Consider the following 18,669-nt stretch of genomic DNA (forward strand, 5'->3'; position numbering starts at 1 on the left):
GTTAGTGATGGCCGATGCTGGACTGCAGCGAGGTGATCGGCGTGACCCGCACCTGTTTGATCATATTGCCCTGCACGTCAAGAATGTCGATATCGTAATGGCCGATACGCACCCGGGTGCCGATTTCGGGGATCTCTTCCAGTTCTTCCAGCAGCATGCCGTTGACGGTGCGAGCCTCGTTGGCGGGTAAAGTCCAGTTAAAGGCCTTGTTCAGCTCCCGCACGTTGGCGGTGCCGTCGATCAAGACCGAGCCGTCGCTCTGCGGCGTGACTTCTTCCGCCAGCGTCGGCGACATCGAGGTGGTGAAGTCGCCGACGATCTCCTCGAGGATGTCTTCCACCGTAACCAGGCCCTGAATGTCGCCGTACTCGTCGACCACGATGCCGACCTTCTCTTTGTTGCGCTGGAATTTCACCAGCTGCACGTTGAGCGGCGTGCCTTCCGGTACGAAGTAGATCTCATCGGCGGCGCGCAGCAGGTTCTCTTTGTTAAACTCTTTTTTCTCGGTCATCAGACGGTAGGCTTCGCGCACGCGCAGCATGCTGATCGCGTCGTCCAGCGAGCTGCGATACAGCACGATGCGGCCGTGCGGCGAGTGGGTCAGCTGGCGCATGATCGACTTCCAGTCGTCGTTGACGTCGATGCCGACGATCTCGGTGCGCGGCACCATGATGTCGTTGACCGTCACCTTTTCCAGGTCCAGCACCGAGATCAGCATGTCCTGATTGCGGCGGGAGATCTGCGACTGGGATTCACGCACGATGGTGCGCAGCTCATCCTTGCTGACGGCGTCGCTGATGCGCACGTTGGTGCGGATACCGAACAGGCGCAAGGTCAGGCTGGTGATGCCGTTGAGCAGCCAGACCAGTGGGAACATCACCTTTTGCAACGGCGCCAGCAGGAAGCTGCTGGGGAAGGCGATGCGTTCCGGATAGAGCGCGGCGAAGGTCTTCGGCAGCACTTCGGCGAACAGCAGCACGGCGAAGGTCAGCACGCCGGTCGCAATCGCCACGCCGAGATCGCCATACAGCCGCATGCCGACGATGGTCGCCAGTGCCGAGGCGAGGATGTTGACCAGGTTGTTGCCGATCAGCACCAGGCCGATCAGCCGATCCGGTTTTTGCAGCAGCTTCTCCACCCGGCGCGCCGAACGGTTACCCTGCTTGGACAGGTGGCGCAGGCGATAACGGTTGAGCGTCATCATGCCGGTTTCGGAGGCGGAGAAGTAAGCGGAGACCACGATCATGATCACCAGGATAATGATGAGGGTCCCCGTCGACACATGCTCCAATGCAGTATTCCTTATAGAGAGGGAAAGTTGAACCGGGCTGGCTCAGCGCACCATCACCTGTTGAATCAGACGGCTGCCGAAGTAGGCGAGCGTCAGCAGGAAGGCGCCGGCGAAGCTGAACCAGACGACGCGGCGGCCGCGCCAGCCTTCATGGTAATGGCCCCACAACAGCACGATATACACGAACCAGGCCATGATCGACAACACGGCTTTATGTACGTTCTCTTTGCTGAACAGATTATCCATGTACAGCAGGCCGGTGCACAGGGTGAGCGTCAGCAGCACCACGCCGATCTGGGTGATATGGAACATCTTGCGCTCAATGCTCATCAGCGGCGGCATGTCGGCGCTGAAGGTCAGCTTTTTGTTTTTCAACAGGTAGTCGAGCCAGGCGAGCTGTAAGGCGTAGAGCGCGGCGATGATAAGGGTGGCGTAAGAGAACAGCGCCAGGCCGATATGCACCATCAATTCCGGGCTGGCTTCCAGGTGAGTGATGAACTCGCCGGGCATGAAGCTGGCGAAGGCCAGATTGATCATCGCGAAGCTGTAGACGATCGGCAGCAGGAACCAGCCGCGATCGCGTGAAGCGACGAAGGTCATCACCGAACAGATGATCAGGCTGACGATAGAACCAATGTTCAGCAGGCTGAGATTCTGCCCGGCGCTGACGTCAAAGATGCGCTGCTGCAGCGCGATGGCGTGGCAAATCAACGCCACCACCGCCGAGACGAGGGCGAGCCGACGGTATGCGCTGTTCTTCCGCAACAAGCTGGGAATGATCAGTCCAAGGCTGAGCAGGTAGGCCATCAAAGCCACAATGGAGAAAACTGGCATAACGTTTAATTTTGCTTCGGCGTGGTTAATTGGAGTGTCAGTATAGCGTTGCGCGCGTTTCACTCCAACCTATCTCCAACGCTGAGGCAGAGATCCTGCGCGCTTCGTGTTATCATCGGCGCAATTGTGTCGCCGGAGCGGCCTGTCATTACACGTTGAGCATGAGACGATGTTTGAAAATTTAACCGATCGATTGTCGCGCACGTTGCGCAATATCAGCGGCCGCGGGCGGCTGACCGAAGAGAATATCAAGGAAACCCTGCGTGAAGTGCGTATGGCATTGCTGGAAGCGGACGTTGCGCTGCCGGTGGTGCGCGACTTCATCAACCGCGTCAAAGAGAGCGCGGTTGGCCATGAAGTCAACAAAAGCCTGACGCCGGGGCAGGAGTTCGTCAAGATCGTCAAGGGCGAGCTGATCGCCGCGATGGGCGAAGTCAACACCGAGCTGAATCTGGCGGCCCAGCCGCCGGCGGTGGTGCTGATGGCGGGCCTGCAGGGGGCCGGTAAAACCACCAGCGTCGGTAAGCTCGGCAAGTTCCTGAAAGAAAAACAGAAGAAGAAAGTGTTGGTGGTTTCCGCGGACGTTTATCGCCCGGCGGCGATCAAACAGCTGGAAACCTTGGCGGAAGGCGTCGGCATCGACTTCTTCCCGTCTGACGTCAAAGAAAAACCGATCGACATCGTCAATCGTGCGCTGCAACAGGCCAAGCTGAAGTTCTACGATGTCCTTATTGTCGATACCGCCGGCCGCTTGCACGTTGACGAAGCGATGATGGACGAGATCAAACAGGTGCACGCGGCGATCAAGCCGGTGGAAACCCTGTTCGTGGTCGACGCCATGACCGGCCAGGACGCCGCCAATACCGCCAAGGCGTTTAACGAAGCGCTGCCGCTGACCGGCGTGGTGCTGACCAAGGTCGACGGCGATGCGCGCGGCGGTGCCGCGTTGTCCATCCGCCATATCACCGGCAAGCCGATCAAGTTCCTCGGCGTCGGCGAGAAGACCGAAGCGCTGGAGCCGTTTTACCCGGATCGCGTGGCATCGCGCATCCTGGGCATGGGCGACGTGCTGTCGCTGATCGAAGATATCGAAAGCAAGGTCGACCGCGAGCAGGCGGAGAAGCTGGCCAACAAGCTGAAGAAGGGCGACGGTTTCGATCTGACCGACTTCCTGGAGCAGCTCAAGCAGATGCGCAACATGGGCGGCATGGCCAATATGCTGAGCAAGCTGCCGGGCGCCGGCCAACTGCCGGACAACGTCAAGTCGCAGATGGACGACAAAGTGCTGGTGCGCATGGAGGCGATCATCAACTCGATGACGCTGAAAGAGCGCGCCAAACCGGAAATCATCAAGGGCTCGCGCAAGCGTCGCATCGCGATGGGGGCCGGCATGCAGGTGCAAGACGTCAACCGCTTGCTGAAGCAGTTCGACGAAATGCAGCGTATGATGAAGAAGATGAAAAAAGGCGGTATGGCGAAGATGATGCGCGGCATGAAAGGTATGATGCCGCCGGGCTTCCCTGGCCGCTGACGGGCTTCCGCACGCTGAGTGCGGGCGCTTTCAGCATTCGCCGTTCGCGGTGAAAACCGTCCGAAATTTGACAGGCTGCAAAAGTTGTCCCCTGCGATCGACGCTTTAGATTGCTTTTTGCGCCAAAATGAGTAAAATTTTCGGGCTTTTTATATTGCAACCGGGCCCCGTCCCTCAATGGGGCCCGGCTGTTTTATTAACTAAAGAGGATGTTATGGTAACAATTCGTTTGGCACGTGGCGGCGCTAAAAAGCGTCCGTTCTATCAAGTAGTAGTGACCGACAGCCGCAACGCTCGTGATGGTCGTTTCATCGAGCGCGTAGGCTTCTTCAACCCGATCGCTTCCGGTCAGGCTGAAGCACTGCGTCTGGACCTGGACCGCATCGAGCACTGGGTTGGTCTGGGTGCAACCGTTTCTGATCGCGTTCACGCGCTGATCAAAGACGCTAAGAAAGCAGCTTAATCTGTCGCGGTGGTGGCAATGAGCAAGCAACTCAAACCGGTAGCGCCGATCGCGCCGATTGTACTCGGTAAAATGGGTTCCGCTTACGGCATTCGTGGTTGGCTCAGAGTGTTTTCATCCACCGAGAACGCCGAAAGCATTTTTGACTATCAGCCGTGGTTTATCCAGCAGGCGGGTCAGTGGCAGCATATCGAGTTGGAAGACTGGAAGCGCCACAGTCAGGATCTGATCATCAAAGTCAAAGGCATTGACGATCGGGACGCGGCGAATCTGCTGACTAATCGCGAGATTATGGTGGATTCCGATCAACTTCCTCCGTTGGAGGGTGATGATTACTACTGGAAAGACCTGATGGGCTGCCAGGTAGTCACCTCCGCCGGCTACGAGCTGGGTAAAGTCATCGATATGATGGAAACCGGCTCGAACGATGTGATGGTTGTGAAAGCGAACCTGAAAGATGCGTTCGGCATGAAGGAGCGGTTGATTCCGTTTCTTCATGGGCAGGTTATCAAGAAAGTCGATCTCACTGCTCGCGTGATTGAGGCAGATTGGGATCCTGGTTTTTGACCCCCGGATCAAACGGTCGAAGCAAGTGGAATAACGGTAAGGGGATTGGCTTGTGTTCATCGGTATTGTAAGCCTGTTTCCTGAGATGTTCCGCGCTATCACCGATTACGGGGTGACTGGCCGGGCAGTAAAAAATGGCCTGCTGAGCGTGCAGTGTTGGAGTCCTCGCGACTTCACCTACGACCGGCATCGCACCGTGGACGATCGCCCTTACGGCGGCGGCCCGGGAATGCTGATGATGGTGCAACCTTTACGGGAAGCCATTCATGCGGCGAAAGCAGCGGCAGGCGAGGGAGCAAAGGTGATTTATCTGTCACCTCAGGGGCGCAAGCTGGATCAAACCGGCGTGTGCGAACTGGCGGCCAATCAGAAGATGATTCTGGTGTGCGGCCGTTACGAAGGGATAGACGAGCGCGTAATCCAAACCGAAATTGACGAAGAATGGTCAATCGGCGATTACGTTCTCAGCGGCGGGGAACTGCCGGCGATGACCCTGATTGATTCAGTCGCCCGTTTCATACCGGGTGTGCTGGGCCATCAGGCCTCTGCGGAGGAAGACTCCTTCGCCGACGGATTGCTGGACTGCCCGCACTATACCCGCCCCGAGGTGTTGGAAGGGATGGAGGTACCGCCGGTTCTGCTGTCGGGCAACCATGCCGAGATACGTCGCTGGCGCTTAAAGCAGTCGCTGGGCCGAACCTGGCTTAGAAGACCTGAACTTCTAGAAAGCCTAGCTCTGACTGACGAGCAAGCGGTGTTGCTGGCTGAGTTCCAACGGGAACATCAGGCCAGGCAACAGGACTATGAAGGAAACGTCTGACATCAGACGGGACCGATATATCAGTTTACCTAGGGTAAGAGACATATTATGAGCAACATTATTAAGCAACTTGAACAAGAGCAGATGAAACAAGACGTACCTGCATTCCGTCCGGGTGATTCCGTGGAAGTGAAGGTATGGGTCGTTGAAGGTAGCAAAAAACGTCTGCAGGCATTCGAGGGCGTGGTTATCGCTATCCGTAACCGCGGTCTGCACTCTGCATTCACTGTTCGTAAGATTTCCAACGGCGAAGGTGTTGAGCGCGTATTCCAGACTCACTCCCCAGTAATCGACAGCATTACTGTTAAACGTCGTGGTGCCGTTCGTAAAGCTAAACTGTACTACCTGCGTGAGCGTACTGGTAAGGCTGCTCGTATCAAAGAGCGTCTGAACCGCGTTGGCTAACGCTGCATCCAAAAGTTAATAGTTATCAGGGGTTGGCATTATGCCAACCCCTTTTTTTATCTGAAAAATCTATCACGTTGCATTTGCGAGGCCTTAGCTGCCTGGCCGCGACATTAAAAAGCCTCCATCAGCAGGCTTTTGGCATTACAGCGCGGCGGCGCTTTGTTTATGTTGATTCTCCGGCGGGTGCGGCTGCGCCGGGACAATATCATCGCCAGGTTTGACGATCACCCGTGCAACGGACTCGTGCGTGGCGAACGTGCAGCTGCAATTGATGTTGCGGCATTGATGGTAACGCTCTTTGGTCGACTCGCTCAGATAGCGGCTGGAGCGAGTGTGGGCCACGTGACCGCATAGTGGACAGTGCATCATAAGAACCCCCTTGAACAAATTAAGTAAATTGGTGTGGCATCATCCTTTGGCGAGCGAACTCGTCATCATGAGGCAATGCCCTGCAAACACAGTGCGCGTTCCATGGCGCGTCGCTGTTCCAGCCCTTTGTTTTTCTTTCCGTTTACGTAAACCCAGCGTGGCAGCTGATCGCAGGCCTGCCGCCACTGGCGCTGTTGCAGCAGCGCGACCAGCGTAGAGTGGCAGGCTGCGCTGACGCCCACATTGAAGGCGAAGGCGATCGCCGCATCATAGGTTTGTTGCGAGAGCGTATCCGGCAGGCAGGCGGCCATGCCGCGCTCGGTGCGGCGAACATCGTCGACCAAATCCATCGCGGCTTTGTGTTCATCGATCGCTTTACCAGGGATGACGCCAGCGGTGTGCCCAATGCCCTGAGTCCACACCCCGGCGCTGCACTGGTAAGGCGACAGGCGGCAACCTTCGAGATCGGCGATCAGCCTGAGGCCAGCTTCTGAGGTTTGCAGCTCGCCAAATGACGGCAACAGCACGGCGATGGCCAAAACGGCGGCGACGCTGCAGCGCTTAACGGTTGCACTCATCGTAAATTTTCCTCCGCGATGTCGCATTGCGCTCAATGGCCTTCAAGATCTGCAGGCTTTTACGTCGGTAGTACCAGTTCACCAGAAACGTGCCGATGCCTACCGCCGCACCGACTAAAAAGGCAATGTCCTGCGGAGACAGCTTGCCGAGCCAGGCGAGAAACAGCGCCATGGCGTAGGTGATGAATGAGGTTATTTTCTCCATAGCCTTATGCTCGCTTCGTTTACAGAATCTCGGGAGCCGGAGGCATCAATGCGAGACAGCTTGCTATCGATATCCATCATGCTCCTGGCCTGTATGATAATTACTGTATATACATACAGTATTAAGCTATTTGCTAAAATCGTCAATGGGTGAGGTGAATATTTTTAGCAGATTGTGCAAAAGAGGGAGGGGGGCGGCATAAAAAAAGCCCATCGATGATGGGCTTCGAGAAATAATGGGGGAGATTACAGGCCGTAGACCAGCGTGACCGAGGTGGTGGTATCTGTGTTCTTCGGCGCTGAGGCCGGCGGTTTGCTGTTGTAGGTCACGGTGTAAGCCACGCGCAATGAGAAGCGATCGTTGATCGCCACGTTCAACGCGCTTTCCGAGTTCAGCGTGGTTTCTTCGTTCGCCAGCGCGGAAACGCCCTGAATGAACTTGGTGTTGTCGGTCAACTGATAGGAATAGTTGGCCGCACCATAGGCCAGCCCCTTGGTCGAGCGGCCGCCGCCATGGTATTCATCATGGCGCACGCCGGGACCGAATTCCACCCGCAGGTCACTGAGCGGCCCGTTAAGGAGTTGACGGCCGTAGCCGCCGGTCAGCGTGGAGCGTGAGTCGTAACCGTTGAAACGGTCACTCAGCCAGCTGGCCTGACCGAACAGGTAGTTGCGATCTGTCAGGTTATAGCGCGTACGGCCACCGGCCTGGTATTTTTCGGATGAGCGCACGTTGGAGGAGGTGGTGTTGTTGGCCGCCCCCCACAGGCTGTACGCCGCGTCGCTGTTGAACCAGGTCATGTTGGTGTTGGCCAACAGGGTGGAGCTCTGCGAGTTGCCTGACTGGGCGTTGTAGCCCGCCTGCACGTTGCCTTCGAACGGTTTCTTGGCGGTGGCCGGATCGTCCATCGCGGTGAAAAGCGTATTGTCGGCAAGGGCTGAAACACTGGTGAAAGTCGTTAAGCAGCAAATATACAGCGGAAAAGCGCGACGAGCGCGAGAAGAGAGCATCTTGGATCCAGTTGTTAAGGGGAGTTATTGTTGATGACGGTCACATTATATCGGTTCATTTCGGCGACAAAAATAGCCGCCATTAGCTTAAGTTTTTAATTTTTATCCCTCATTTATTCGCTTTTCTTCTACTTAAAATCATCGCTTTTGGCGGCATTTCGTGCTGATCCTGCTTTGCACAGGCGTCGGTGCCGAGATCGGCGGCGTATTTTCGCTGCAAAACCAAGTGTACATATTTATTTACGAGTGCTCATTTTTCTTAGACCGAGTGGCTAATGTGGGGTGACGGGCTTTGTGATTCATTAATTCCATGTATTTATTGTATTTTAACTGGTTTTTACAAGCCTTTTTCAACGGTGATTTAATCAGGGTGATTATGGTAATTTTTTATTTACGGAAAATGGATTGAAAACTTTACATATCGTGATAGGGTAGAGCCCTGAAACGCTCAATGTTCCATTTCAACGCATAACGCCAAACGACAGGAATAGCATCATGCAAAAAGACGCGCTCAATAACGTACACATCAGTGCAGAACAGGTTCTCATCACGCCGGAGGAGCTGAAGAACCAGTTCCCGCTCAGCGCCGACGACGAAAATGAGATCGCCACTGCGCGCAACACTATCGCCAACATTTTGCAGGGGCGCGATCATCGCCTGTTGGTGGTGTGCGGGCCTTGTTCGATCCACGATCCGGACGCGGCGCTGGACTATGCCCGTCGTTTGAAAACCCTGGCGGCTGACTTGAGCGATCAGCTGTATATCGTTATGCGCGTCTACTTTGAAAAACCCAGAACCACTGTCGGCTGGAAAGGTTTGATCAACGATCCATACATGGACGGTTCGTTTGACGTTGAAGCAGGCTTGCATATCGCGCGTCGCCTGTTGCTGGATCTGGTGGGCATGGGCTTGCCGTTGGCTACCGAAGCGTTGGATCCGAACAGCCCGCAGTACCTGGGGGATTTGTTCAGCTGGTCGGCGATCGGTGCGCGCACCACCGAATCGCAGACCCACCGCGAAATGGCCTCCGGCCTGTCGATGCCGGTCGGGTTCAAAAACGGCACCGACGGCAGTTTGGGTACCGCCATCAACGCCATGCGCGCCGCTGCTATGCCGCACCGCTTCGTCGGCATCAACCAGGCAGGCCAGGTTTGCCTGCTGCAGACGCAGGGCAACCCGGATGGGCACGTGATCCTGCGCGGCGGCAAAACTCCGAACTACAGCGCTGAGCACGTTGCGGCCTGTGAAAAACAGATGCTTGAGGCGGGACTCCACCCGTCCTTGATGATAGATTGCAGCCATGGCAACTCGAATAAAGACTATCGCCGTCAGCCGGCGGTGGCCGAGTCCGTGGTGGAGCAGATCAAGGCGGGTAACCGCTCAATCACCGGCATTATGCTGGAGAGCCATCTGCATGAGGGCAATCAGTCTTCCGAACAGCCGCGTGCAGACATGCGTTACGGTGTGTCCGTCACCGACGCCTGCATCAACTGGGAGAGCACGGAAACCCTGTTGCGCCATATGCATCAGGAACTCGGCGCTGTGCTGACGGCCCGTACGGGAGAAAAGTAAGTTATGGTGGCAGAACTGACCGCGCTGCGCGATCAAATCGATGAGGTGGATAAAGCGCTGCTGGATCTGCTGGCGAAACGCCTGCATCTGGTAGCGGAAGTGGGCGAAGTGAAAAGCCGTCATGGCCTGCCGGTTTACGTACCGGAGCGCGAAGCCGCGATGCTGGCCTCGCGTCGCCAGGAGGCGGAAAACCTCGGGGTGCCGCCGGATTTGATCGAGGACGTTTTGCGCCGCGTGATGCGCGAATCCTACGTCAGCGAGAACGATAAAGGCTTTAAAACTTTGTGTCCGCAGCTGCGGCCGATCGTCATCATCGGCGGCAACGGCCAGATGGGACGGCTGTTCAACCGTTTGCTGACGCTGTCGGGTTATCAGGTCAGGGTACTGGATCAGGAAGATTGGCCGCAGGCGGAACAGCTGCTGGCAGACGCCGGCATGGTGATCGTCAGCGTGCCGATCCACGTGACCGAGCAGGTGATAAGCCGCCTGCCGACGCTGCCTGCCGACTGTATTCTGGTGGATTTGGCGTCGGTGAAGAACCGCCCGCTGCACGCGATGTTGGCGGCGCACAGCGGCCCAGTGGTCGGGCTGCACCCGATGTTCGGCCCGGACGTGGGCAGCGTGGCGAAGCAGGTGGTGGTTTACTGCGACGGCCGCCAGCCGGAGGCTTACCAATGGCTGCTTGAACAGCTGCAGGTGTGGGGCGCTCGGCTGCATCGCATCAGCGCGGTCGAACACGATCAGAACATGGCGTTTATTCAGGCGCTGCGGCACTTCGCCACCTTCGCCTACGGGTTGCATCTGGCGGAAGAGAACGTGCAACTGGAGCAGTTGCTGGCGCTCTCCTCGCCGATCTACCGGCTGGAGCTGGCGATGGTTGGCCGCCTGTTTGCGCAGGATCCGCAGCTGTACGCCGATATCATTATGTCGTCGGAAGAAAACGTGGCGCTGATTAAGCGTTACTACCAGCGCTTCGGCGAGGCGATAACGCTGTTGGAGCATGGCGACAAACAGGCGTTTATCGACAGTTTCCGCAAGGTGGAGCACTGGTTTGGCGATTACGCCCAACGCTTCCTGGTGGAGAGCCGCACGCTGTTGCGACAGGCTAACGACAGCCGACAGTAAAACGCGGGCGGTAAACGTAAAAGGTTCGGCTTGGCCGAACCTTTTTTTATGGTTTCAGGATGGGTTGACCGGCACCACGGTGTCGCTCGGGTAGCAGCCCAGGACCTTCAGCGAGCGGGTGATTGGCGCCAGATCGCGCAGCGCTTTTTGCATCGCGTCGGCACGCAGGTTGGCCTGCACATCGATATAAAACATCTCTTCCCACGGATTGCCGTTGATCGGGCGTGATTCCAGTTTGGTCATGATGATGCCGTTGTCGCGCAGAACCAGCAGCGCTTCGACCAACGCACCGGATTGTTGGCCGGTCGCCATGATCAGCGTGGTTTTGGCCGGCACCTGTTCAGATACGTCGATCGCTTTGCGCGCCAGGACGATGAAGCGAGTGATGTTCTGCTGCTGGTTGGCGAGGTTGTGTTCCAGCACCTGCAGCCCGTACAACGCGCCGCCAGCCTCACTGCCCAGCGCTGCCACCTTCGGCGAATTCAGCTTGGCGACTTTCTCCATCGCCGCGGCGGTGCTTTCGGTGTACTCGATTTTCCAGTGCGGGAAGCGGTTTAGGAACTGGCTGCACTGTTGGAACGGCTGCGGGTGGCTGTAGACGGTTTCAATCTGGCTAAGATCGCTGTCGCCGGCCACCAGAACGCAATGATCGATCGGGTTGGTTAGTTCGCCGACGATCGACAGGCTGGTGTGTTGCAGCAGATCGTACACCTCGTTAATCGAACCGGAACTGGTATTCTCGATCGGCAAAATTGCGTAGTCCGCCTGGCCGGTTTCCACCTGGGCGAAGATATCCTGAAACTTCTGGCAGCCGCATTCGATCAGCCGATCGAAATGGCGGGCGGCGTATTGGCGTGCCGCCAGATGTGAGTAGGAGCCTTTCGGGCCGAGAAAGGCGATGCGTGCAGAGTGTTGGCTGACGGGGTTGAGCTGGTGCTGCAGCAGTGCCTGCTGGGTCAGGACGGAATCTTCGATAATCAGTTGAAACAGGCGGGTGACGTAGAAGCCGTCCAGATCGTAAGGTTTGGCGGCGGCGATCAGCGCATCCAGCAGATCGCGTTCGCGCTCTTTGTCGCGGATCGGACGATGAGAGTGCAGTTTGGTCTTGCCGACTTCGATCGCCAGCTCACGGCGTTCCGCCAGCAGGGCCAACAGTTTCAAGTCCAGTGCGCTGATGCGCTCGCGCAGCACCAATAACGGGTTGTCAGTCATAATCAGCTTCCGCCTTCAGTTCTTATTCGTTGTAAAACAGCCATAAAAAAAGCCCCCTGTCTCCAGGAGGCCTTATTGTTCGTCTTCGCATTCTTTCTCACACGACGAAACGCCTCCCAGTCAGGGGAAGGTAAAAAAGAATGCGAAGAAAAACGGTGTGCGTGGCATGGTCTACCTAAGGTTAATGCGAACAGGTTTTAAAGTAACCGTTGGTTTTTACCCCGTCAACAAAAATACCCGACAAAAAACGCGCCCTCGGGCGCGTTTGATGCGGCAACCGCAGTCGGACGGTTATTCCTGCTCTTGCGTGACTTCCGGCACGATGTCTTTCACGCTGGCGTTGCAGCGGCGCGCTTCGCCTTTGTGCTGCACCTTGTTCAGCTGGCGCTCCAGCTTGGCGATCAGCTCATTAACGGCGGTATACATGTCATCATGTTTGGCGCTGGCGACCAGCGGGCCGTTAGGCGTGGTAATGGTAGCATCGGCGACAAACCCTTGCGGTTCTTTGGATAAGACGATATGCGGGTTAATCAGCTGGGTCTGCCATTTTTCCAGTTTGGTGAGACGGTCTTCGACGTGATTGCGGATTGCGGGAGTGATATCCATTTGTTTGCTGGTAATGTTCAATGTCATATAACTTACCTCTCTGTCTTTCCGTCTTGGTGAATCCAGCATACCCCGCTTTTTGTTTAAATGCGTGATGTAAATCACGATTTTTTGTCACTTTTTGCAAAGTTAGTTCAATCTGTGATTCAGCATTTGAATTGGCTATCTAATGCTTGAGAGTTGCCGCCGGATGGCGCATTATCGATGAGTTGACCGGTGAGGAGTACTAGCTAACACCGTGTTTTTACTTGTGTATTTTTCCAGTAAAAACCAGGTCGACGCCAATGAAAACGGCAGCCTTGGCTGCCGTTTGGTTTTTCTGCCTGTGCCGAAGCACGCTTATTGCGGGTTGGCGGCGATCACTTTGGCCACTTTGTCAGCCTGGCCGTTCAGCTGCAGCTGCTTGTAGGCATTTTCCATCAGCGGCAACACGTCGTGCGTCGCTTTGGTATCCGGGAATTCTCGCAACATCTGCTCGGCGCGATTAACGACCGCGACGTAAGCACCGCGTTTAGTGTAGTATTCCGCCACCGAAAGCTCATACTTGGCCAAACGGTCTTTCAGATACACCAAACGCTTGTTGGCGTCGGTCGCGTATTGGCTGTTCGGGTATTGCTGAATCAACTGGCTGAAGTCGCGGAACGCAGCGCGAGCGTGCTGAGGATCGCGGTCCGAACGGTCAACCCCGAAGAAGCCCTGCAGCGCGCTGTCATCGAGCGCCATGTCGGTCAGGCCGCGCATGTACATCACGTAATCGATGTTCGGGTGCGTCGGGTTCAGACGCATGAAGCGATCGATGGATGCCTGAGCCATCGGCAAGTCGGCGGCCTTATAGTAGGCGTAAATCAAATCCAGCTGGACCTGCTGGGAATACGGCCCGAAAGGATAGCGGTTATCTAACGCTTCGAGTTGCGTAATCGCGCCCTTGAAGTTACCGTCCTGCAGTTTTTGCTGCGCGGTAGCATAGATTTCCGAAGGTGGGTTGTCGGGAACCGCATCCTTGGATGTGGAGCAACCTGCCAGCGCCAGGCTCAACGTGGCTGCCGCCACCAGATATTTCATACGCGTCATGACGTTTTGATTATCCTCAGGGTGTTATTCCGGGAGACTGTCCGTTAAGCTCCCGACAAAGACCAGGTACAATAGCACATTATATTAAACGGCATCGCCGTGAAAACCCAACGTTAACGAAGAAGCTGCATATGGCACAACAAGTACAACTCACCGCAACGGTGGCCGAATCTCAACTCGGACAACGTTTAGATCAGGCTTTGGCCGAATTGTTCCCTGATTATTCACGATCTCGCATAAAAGAGTGGATCCTGGGCGATCGGGTGAAGGTCAATGGCAAAACGTCAAACAAACCGAAAGAGAAGGTGCTGGGCGGAGAGACCGTCGCCATCGATGCACAGATTGAAGAAGAGGCGCGTTGGGAGCCACAGGATATCGCGCTGGATATCGTCTATGAAGACAGCGACATCCTGGTGATCAACAAACCGCGCGATTTGGTGGTGCACCCTGGCGCCGGTAACCCGGACGGCACGGTGCTCAATGCGCTGCTGCATCACTACCCGGAAATCGCCGACGTGCCGCGTGCCGGCATCGTGCACCGTCTGGACAAAGACACCACCGGCCTGATGGTGGTGGCGAAAACCGTGCCGGCGCAAACCCGGCTGGTGGAAGCGCTGCAGGCGCGTGAGATCACCCGTGAATACGAAGCGGTGGCGATCGGCACCATGACCGCCGGCGGCACGGTAGAAGAGCCTATCGCGCGTCATTCCACCAAGCGTACCCATATGGCGGTGCACCCGATGGGTAAACCGGCGGTAACGCACTACCGCATCATGGAACACTTCCGCGCGCACACCCGCCTGCGCCTGCGCCTGGAAACCGGCCGTACTCACCAGATCCGCGTGCACATGGCTTACATCAGCCATCCGCTGGTGGGCGATCCGCTGTACGGCGGCCGTCCGCGTCCACCAAAGGGCGCTTCGGAAGCCTTCATCAACACGCTGCGCGGCTTTGACCGCCAGGCGCTGCACGCCACCATGCTGCGTTTGTATCATCCGATCAGCGGCATCCAGATGGAGTGGCATGCGCCGCTGCCGCAGGACATGGTCGATCTGATCAACGCGCTGAAGGCGGACACCGAAGAATTCAAAGATCAGATGGACTGGTAATGAGCTCGCTCATTCTGCCTGACTGGCCGTTGCCTACCGGCGTTAAGGCCTGCAGCACCACGCGTGGCGGCGGCGTTAGCCTGCCGCCTTATGACTCGCTGAACCTCGGCACCCACGTCGGTGATGAGGCGCAAGCGGTGACACGCAATCGGGAACGTTTGGTTACCGCCGCCGGTTTGCCGCAGATGCCGGTGTGGCTCGAGCAGGTGCACGGCACTCGCGTGGTGACGTTGACAGGGAAAGCGCCCGCCGATCTGCGGGCGGATGCGGTGTACAGCAACGTACCGGGGCAGGTGTGCGCCGTGATGACGGCGGATTGTCTGCCGGTGCTATTCTGCTCGCAGCACGGTGACGAAGTGGCTGCCGCCCACGCCGGCTGGCGCGGGTTATGCCACGGCGTGCTGGAGCAAACCGTGGCGGCGTTCAGCGCCGCGCCGGGTCAGATCAGCGCCTGGTTGGGGCCGGCGATCGGCCCACAGCAGTTTGAGGTCGGGCCGGAAGTGCGCGCCGCTTTCATGGCGGAAGACGCCGAAGCCGCGGCGGCATTTACGCCGCACGGCGATAAGTTTTTGGCTAATATCTATTTGCTGGCTCGCCAACGCTTGTTGCGTGCGGGCGTGCAGGCCATCTATGGCGGCGACCGCTGTACGGTTAACGAAACGAGTCATTTTTTCTCCTATCGGCGCGATGGAATAACCGGACGTATGGCAAGTTTAATCTGGCTGATATAACCTATTGAATTAGGACGATCCAACGACGCATGGCGTTGTACCGAAAATTTAGCGTCGAGATAACCTTGAAAATTTGAGGGATGACCTCATTTAATCTCCAGTAGCAATTTCGACCCATCTTGGAGGTGTTATGCGTCTGGATCGTCTTACCAACAAATTCCAGCTTGCCCTCGCCGATGCCCAGTCACTAGCCCTTGGGCACGACAACCAGTTTATTGAACCGCTACATCTGATGAGCGCCCTGCTCAATCAGGAAGGGGGCACGGTTCGTCCACTATTAACTTCCGCAGGTATCGATGCCGGGCGCGTGCGCACCGAAATCGAACAGGCGCTGTCCCGTTTACCGCAGGTAGAAGGCACCGGTGGCGACGTTCAACCGTCCCACGAGCTGGTGCGCGTCCTGAACCTGTGCGACAAGCTGGCGCAGAAGCGCGCGGACAAATTCATTTCTTCCGAGCTGTTTGTGCTTGCGGTGCTGGAAGACCGCGGCTCGTTGACCGACTTGTTGAAAGCGGCCGGCGCAACGGCCGACAAAATCAGCAAAGCCATTGAACAAATGAGAGGCGGTGACAGCGTGGAAGACCAAGGCGCCGAAGACCAACGGCAAGCATTGAAGAAATACACCATCGATCTGACCGAACGTGCCGAGCAGGGCAAACTTGACCCGGTGATTGGCCGTGACGAAGAGATCCGCCGCACCATTCAGGTGCTGCAACGCCGCACCAAAAATAACCCGGTGCTGATCGGCGAACCCGGCGTGGGTAAAACCGCCATCGTCGAAGGCCTGGCGCAGCGCATCATCAACGGCGAAGTGCCGGAAGGGTTGAAGCACAAGCGCGTATTGTCCCTCGATATGGGCGCGTTGATCGCCGGCGCCAAATATCGCGGCGAGTTTGAAGAGCGTCTGAAAGGCGTGCTCAACGATCTGGCCAAGCAGGAAGGCAGCGTGATCCTGTTTATCGACGAACTGCACACCATGGTCGGCGCCGGTAAGGCGGATGGCGCAATGGATGCGGGCAACATGCTGAAGCCGGCGCTGGCGCGCGGCGAGCTGCACTGCGTCGGTGCCACCACGCTGGATGAGTATCGTCAATATATAGAGAAGGATGCGGCCCTCGAACGTCGTTTCCAGAAAGTGTATGTGGCGGAGCCGAGCGTGGAAGACACTATCGCTATTCTGCGCGGCCTGAAAGAGCGTTACGAACTGCACCACCACGTGCAGATCACCGATCCGGCCATCGTGGCGGCGGCAACGCTTTCGCACCGTTATATCGCCGATCGTCAATTGCCGGACAAGGCTATTGACCTGATCGACGAAGCGGCGTCCAGCATTCGCATGCAGATGGACTCCAAGCCTGAATCGCTCGACAGGCTTGAGCGCCGCATCATTCAGTTGAAGCTGGAACAGCAGGCGCTGAATAAAGAGTCGGACGACGCCAGTAAGAAACGCTTGGAAATGCTCAGCGATGAGCTGGGGCAGAAAGAACGCGAATATTCGGAGCTGGAAGAAGAGTGGAAAGCGGAAAAAGCGTCACTCTCCGGTACTCAGAACATCAAGGCGGAACTCGAGCAGGCCAAAATCACCCTGGAGCAGGCGCGTCGCGTCGGCGATTTGGGGCGGATGTCGGAACTGCAGTACGGCAAGATCCCTGAGCTGGAGAAACAGCTCGCCGCTGCCACGCAGGCCGAAGGCAAGAGCATGAAGCTGCTGCGCAACCGGGTAACCGATGCGGAGATTGCCGAAGTGCTGGCGCGCGCGACCGGGATCCCGGTGGCCAGAATGCTGGAAGGCGAGCGCGACAAGCTGCTGCGCCTGGAGCAAGAGCTGCATTCGCGGGTGATCGGCCAGGACGAAGCGGTCAGCGCGGTCTCTAATGCTATCCGCCGCAGTCGCGCCGGGTTGTCCGATCCTAACCGGCCGATCGGTTCGTTCCTGTTCCTTGGCCCGACCGGGGTGGGGAAAACCGAGCTCTGCAAGGCGCTGGCTTCGTTCCTGTTCGACAGCGACGACGCTATGGTGCGTATCGACATGTCCGAGTTTATGGAGAAACACTCCGTTTCGCGTCTGGTCGGCGCGCCTCCGGGCTATGTCGGTTATGAAGAGGGCGGCTACCTGACGGAAGCCGTGCGCCGCCGGCCTTATTCGGTGATCCTGCTGGATGAAGTCGAGAAAGCGCACCCGGACGTGTTCAACATCCTGCTGCAGGTGTTGGATGACGGCCGCCTGACCGATGGCCAGGGCCGTACCGTCGATTTCCGCAATACCGTGGTGATCATGACGTCCAACCTGGGTTCGGATCTGATCCAGGAGCATTTCGGTCAGATGAACTACGCGCAGATGAAAGAGTCGGTGATGGAGATGGTGAGTCACCACTTCCGTCCGGAATTCATCAACCGTATCGATGAAGTGGTGGTGTTCCATCCGCTGGGCGAGAAACACATTGCTGCGATCGCCAAGATTCAGCTGTCGCGTCTGTACAAGCGTTTGGAAGAGCGCGGTTACGAAGTGACCATGACCGAGCCTGCTCTGGCGTTGTTGAGCAAAACCGGTTACGACCCTGTGTATGGTGCGCGTCCGTTGAAACGCGCTATTCAGCAGGAGATCGAGAACCCGTTGGCGCAGCAAATCCTGTCCGGCAAGCTGATCCCCGGCAAGCTGGTGACGCTGGATGTGGAAAACGACCATATCGTTGCACGCCAATAACGGCAATTAAGCCTATTAGAGATGAAAGGGAGCGGGTGACCGCTCCCTTTTCTTTATCTTCGTTTGTCCCTATTTACAGAGGTTGCCGCTATTACTGTGCTAAAACCGGTGTTTTTCGACTAATAAATATCCTAAAAAGGCGTTTTTGGTGATTATTTGAGCGCTTGAAAAGTTTTTTGCAATTAGGGGTTGCGGCCTGCCGAGAACTCCCTATAATGCGCCTCCACTGACCGGGAACAACGACTGACAAGCCGCCGGGTCAGCGAGAAGAAAGCGAAATAAACGCTTGACTCTCCGGGCGAAAAGCGTAGTATACGCAGCCCGCGCCGATGAGTTTCTCGGCGCTGCTCTTTAACAATTTATCAGACAATCTGTGTGGGCACTCCACAAGACGATATCCAGCATCTTCGGATGCAAAAAAATATCAAGTCTTGAAGAGTGACTAACTGAAGTAAAATTCATG

At 56.7% G+C, this 18,669-nt stretch carries 20 protein-coding genes and 1 other annotated feature; of the genes, 10 read left to right on the forward strand and 10 right to left on the reverse strand.

Features of this window, described 5'->3' with window-relative positions; all coding sequences use genetic code 11:
- Position 1: 1 nt before the first annotated feature.
- Complete coding sequence (locus ACJ8OK_RS12255; RefSeq protein ID WP_442530609.1) at positions 2-1,291, reverse strand: HlyC/CorC family transporter; 1,290 nt, start codon at positions 1,289-1,291, stop codon at positions 2-4.
- 42 nt (positions 1,292-1,333) lie between these two features.
- Positions 1,334-2,125, reverse strand: coding sequence for a cytochrome C assembly family protein (locus tag ACJ8OK_RS12260; RefSeq protein ID WP_004932506.1), 792 nt, complete (start codon positions 2,123-2,125; stop codon positions 1,334-1,336).
- Positions 2,126-2,294: 169 nt separating this feature from the next.
- Between ACJ8OK_RS12260 and ffh the strand changes: the two genes are divergently transcribed.
- The 5 genes from ffh (at position 2,295) to rplS (ending at position 5,911) form a co-directional block, all read left to right on the forward strand.
- Complete coding sequence (ffh, locus tag ACJ8OK_RS12265) at positions 2,295-3,656, forward strand: signal recognition particle protein (RefSeq protein ID WP_004932504.1); 1,362 nt, start codon at positions 2,295-2,297, stop codon at positions 3,654-3,656.
- Positions 3,657-3,870: 214 nt separating this feature from the next.
- Positions 3,871-4,119 (forward strand): 30S ribosomal protein S16, encoded by a 249-nt coding sequence (gene rpsP / locus ACJ8OK_RS12270; protein WP_004932501.1) that lies wholly within the window; start codon positions 3,871-3,873, stop codon positions 4,117-4,119.
- 18 nt (positions 4,120-4,137) lie between these two features.
- Positions 4,138-4,686 (forward strand): ribosome maturation factor RimM, encoded by a 549-nt coding sequence (rimM, locus tag ACJ8OK_RS12275; RefSeq protein ID WP_004932489.1) that lies wholly within the window; start codon positions 4,138-4,140, stop codon positions 4,684-4,686.
- A 52-nt stretch (positions 4,687-4,738) separates the two neighbouring features.
- Entirely contained in the window at positions 4,739-5,506 is a 768-nt protein-coding gene (trmD, locus tag ACJ8OK_RS12280; RefSeq protein ID WP_004932485.1) for a tRNA (guanosine(37)-N1)-methyltransferase TrmD, read from the forward strand.
- A gap of 48 nt (positions 5,507-5,554) precedes the next feature.
- Positions 5,555-5,911 (forward strand): 50S ribosomal protein L19, encoded by a 357-nt coding sequence (rplS, locus tag ACJ8OK_RS12285; RefSeq protein WP_004932484.1) that lies wholly within the window; start codon positions 5,555-5,557, stop codon positions 5,909-5,911.
- 144 nt (positions 5,912-6,055) lie between these two features.
- Here rplS and ACJ8OK_RS12290 read toward each other — a convergent pair whose 3' ends face one another.
- The 4 genes from ACJ8OK_RS12290 to ACJ8OK_RS12305 all read right to left on the reverse strand — a co-directional run bounded on the left by ACJ8OK_RS12290 (position 6,056) and on the right by ACJ8OK_RS12305 (position 8,076).
- Positions 6,056-6,283 carry an ogr/Delta-like zinc finger family protein gene (locus tag ACJ8OK_RS12290; RefSeq protein ID WP_016929021.1) on the reverse strand — a complete coding sequence of 76 codons (228 nt, stop codon included), beginning with the start codon at positions 6,281-6,283 and terminating at the stop codon, positions 6,056-6,058.
- A gap of 65 nt (positions 6,284-6,348) precedes the next feature.
- The gene (locus ACJ8OK_RS12295) at positions 6,349-6,861 is read right to left on the reverse strand and encodes a lysozyme (protein WP_015376709.1); all 513 of its coding nucleotides are present in this window, start codon (positions 6,859-6,861) and stop codon (positions 6,349-6,351) included.
- Complete coding sequence (locus ACJ8OK_RS12300) at positions 6,845-7,066, reverse strand: HP1 family phage holin (protein ID WP_004932472.1); 222 nt, start codon at positions 7,064-7,066, stop codon at positions 6,845-6,847. Before ACJ8OK_RS12300 ends, ACJ8OK_RS12295 begins: the two co-directional genes overlap by 17 nt.
- A 245-nt stretch (positions 7,067-7,311) precedes the next feature.
- Complete coding sequence (locus tag ACJ8OK_RS12305) at positions 7,312-8,076, reverse strand: DUF481 domain-containing protein (RefSeq protein ID WP_004932469.1); 765 nt, start codon at positions 8,074-8,076, stop codon at positions 7,312-7,314.
- Between the two features lie 495 nt (positions 8,077-8,571).
- Here ACJ8OK_RS12305 and ACJ8OK_RS12310 point away from each other — a divergent pair, with 495 nt between their 5' ends.
- Together ACJ8OK_RS12310 and tyrA are read left to right on the forward strand one after the other, a co-directional pair.
- Complete coding sequence (locus ACJ8OK_RS12310) at positions 8,572-9,648, forward strand: 3-deoxy-7-phosphoheptulonate synthase (protein WP_047025233.1); 1,077 nt, start codon at positions 8,572-8,574, stop codon at positions 9,646-9,648.
- 3 nt (positions 9,649-9,651) lie between these two features.
- Entirely contained in the window at positions 9,652-10,773 is a 1,122-nt protein-coding gene (gene tyrA / locus ACJ8OK_RS12315) for a bifunctional chorismate mutase/prephenate dehydrogenase (RefSeq protein WP_048326245.1), read from the forward strand.
- A 54-nt stretch (positions 10,774-10,827) separates the two neighbouring features.
- On the opposite strand, the gene pheA is transcribed toward tyrA, so the two are convergent.
- The 4 genes from pheA to bamD form a co-directional block, all read right to left on the reverse strand.
- Positions 10,828-11,985, reverse strand: a complete 1,158-nt coding sequence (gene pheA / locus ACJ8OK_RS12320; RefSeq protein WP_033631828.1) for a bifunctional chorismate mutase/prephenate dehydratase — start codon at positions 11,983-11,985, stop codon at positions 10,828-10,830.
- Between the two features lie 42 nt (positions 11,986-12,027).
- Positions 12,028-12,154 (reverse strand) — a sequence feature (Phe leader region).
- Positions 12,106-12,153, reverse strand: coding sequence for a hypothetical protein (locus tag ACJ8OK_RS12325; protein WP_101428074.1), 48 nt, complete (start codon positions 12,151-12,153; stop codon positions 12,106-12,108). Its footprint overlaps the feature before it by 48 nt.
- Positions 12,155-12,276: 122 nt before the next feature.
- On the reverse strand, positions 12,277-12,618 hold the full coding sequence (gene raiA / locus ACJ8OK_RS12330) for a ribosome-associated translation inhibitor RaiA (protein ID WP_004932457.1): 342 nt from the start codon (positions 12,616-12,618) through the stop codon (positions 12,277-12,279).
- 312 nt (positions 12,619-12,930) lie between these two features.
- A complete protein-coding gene (gene bamD / locus ACJ8OK_RS12335) occupies positions 12,931-13,662 on the reverse strand; it encodes an outer membrane protein assembly factor BamD (RefSeq protein WP_004932456.1) in 732 nt (243 codons plus the stop codon).
- A 131-nt stretch (positions 13,663-13,793) separates the two neighbouring features.
- On the opposite strand from bamD, the gene rluD reads away from it, so the two are divergent.
- The 3 genes from rluD (at position 13,794) to clpB (ending at position 18,206) form a co-directional block, all read left to right on the forward strand.
- Positions 13,794-14,771, forward strand: a complete 978-nt coding sequence (gene rluD, locus ACJ8OK_RS12340; protein WP_004932452.1) for a 23S rRNA pseudouridine(1911/1915/1917) synthase RluD — start codon at positions 13,794-13,796, stop codon at positions 14,769-14,771.
- Entirely contained in the window at positions 14,771-15,502 is a 732-nt protein-coding gene (gene yfiH / locus ACJ8OK_RS12345; RefSeq protein ID WP_015376712.1) for a purine nucleoside phosphorylase YfiH, read from the forward strand. Before rluD ends, yfiH begins: the two co-directional genes overlap by 1 nt.
- A 130-nt stretch (positions 15,503-15,632) precedes the next feature.
- Entirely contained in the window at positions 15,633-18,206 is a 2,574-nt protein-coding gene (clpB, locus tag ACJ8OK_RS12350; protein ID WP_004932446.1) for an ATP-dependent chaperone ClpB, read from the forward strand.
- The last annotated feature ends 463 nt before the right edge of the window (positions 18,207-18,669 follow it).

Origin of the sequence: Serratia sp. CY71090 (assembly GCF_052166845.1) — a bacterium.
GTDB lineage: Bacteria > Pseudomonadota > Gammaproteobacteria > Enterobacterales > Enterobacteriaceae > Serratia > Serratia nematodiphila.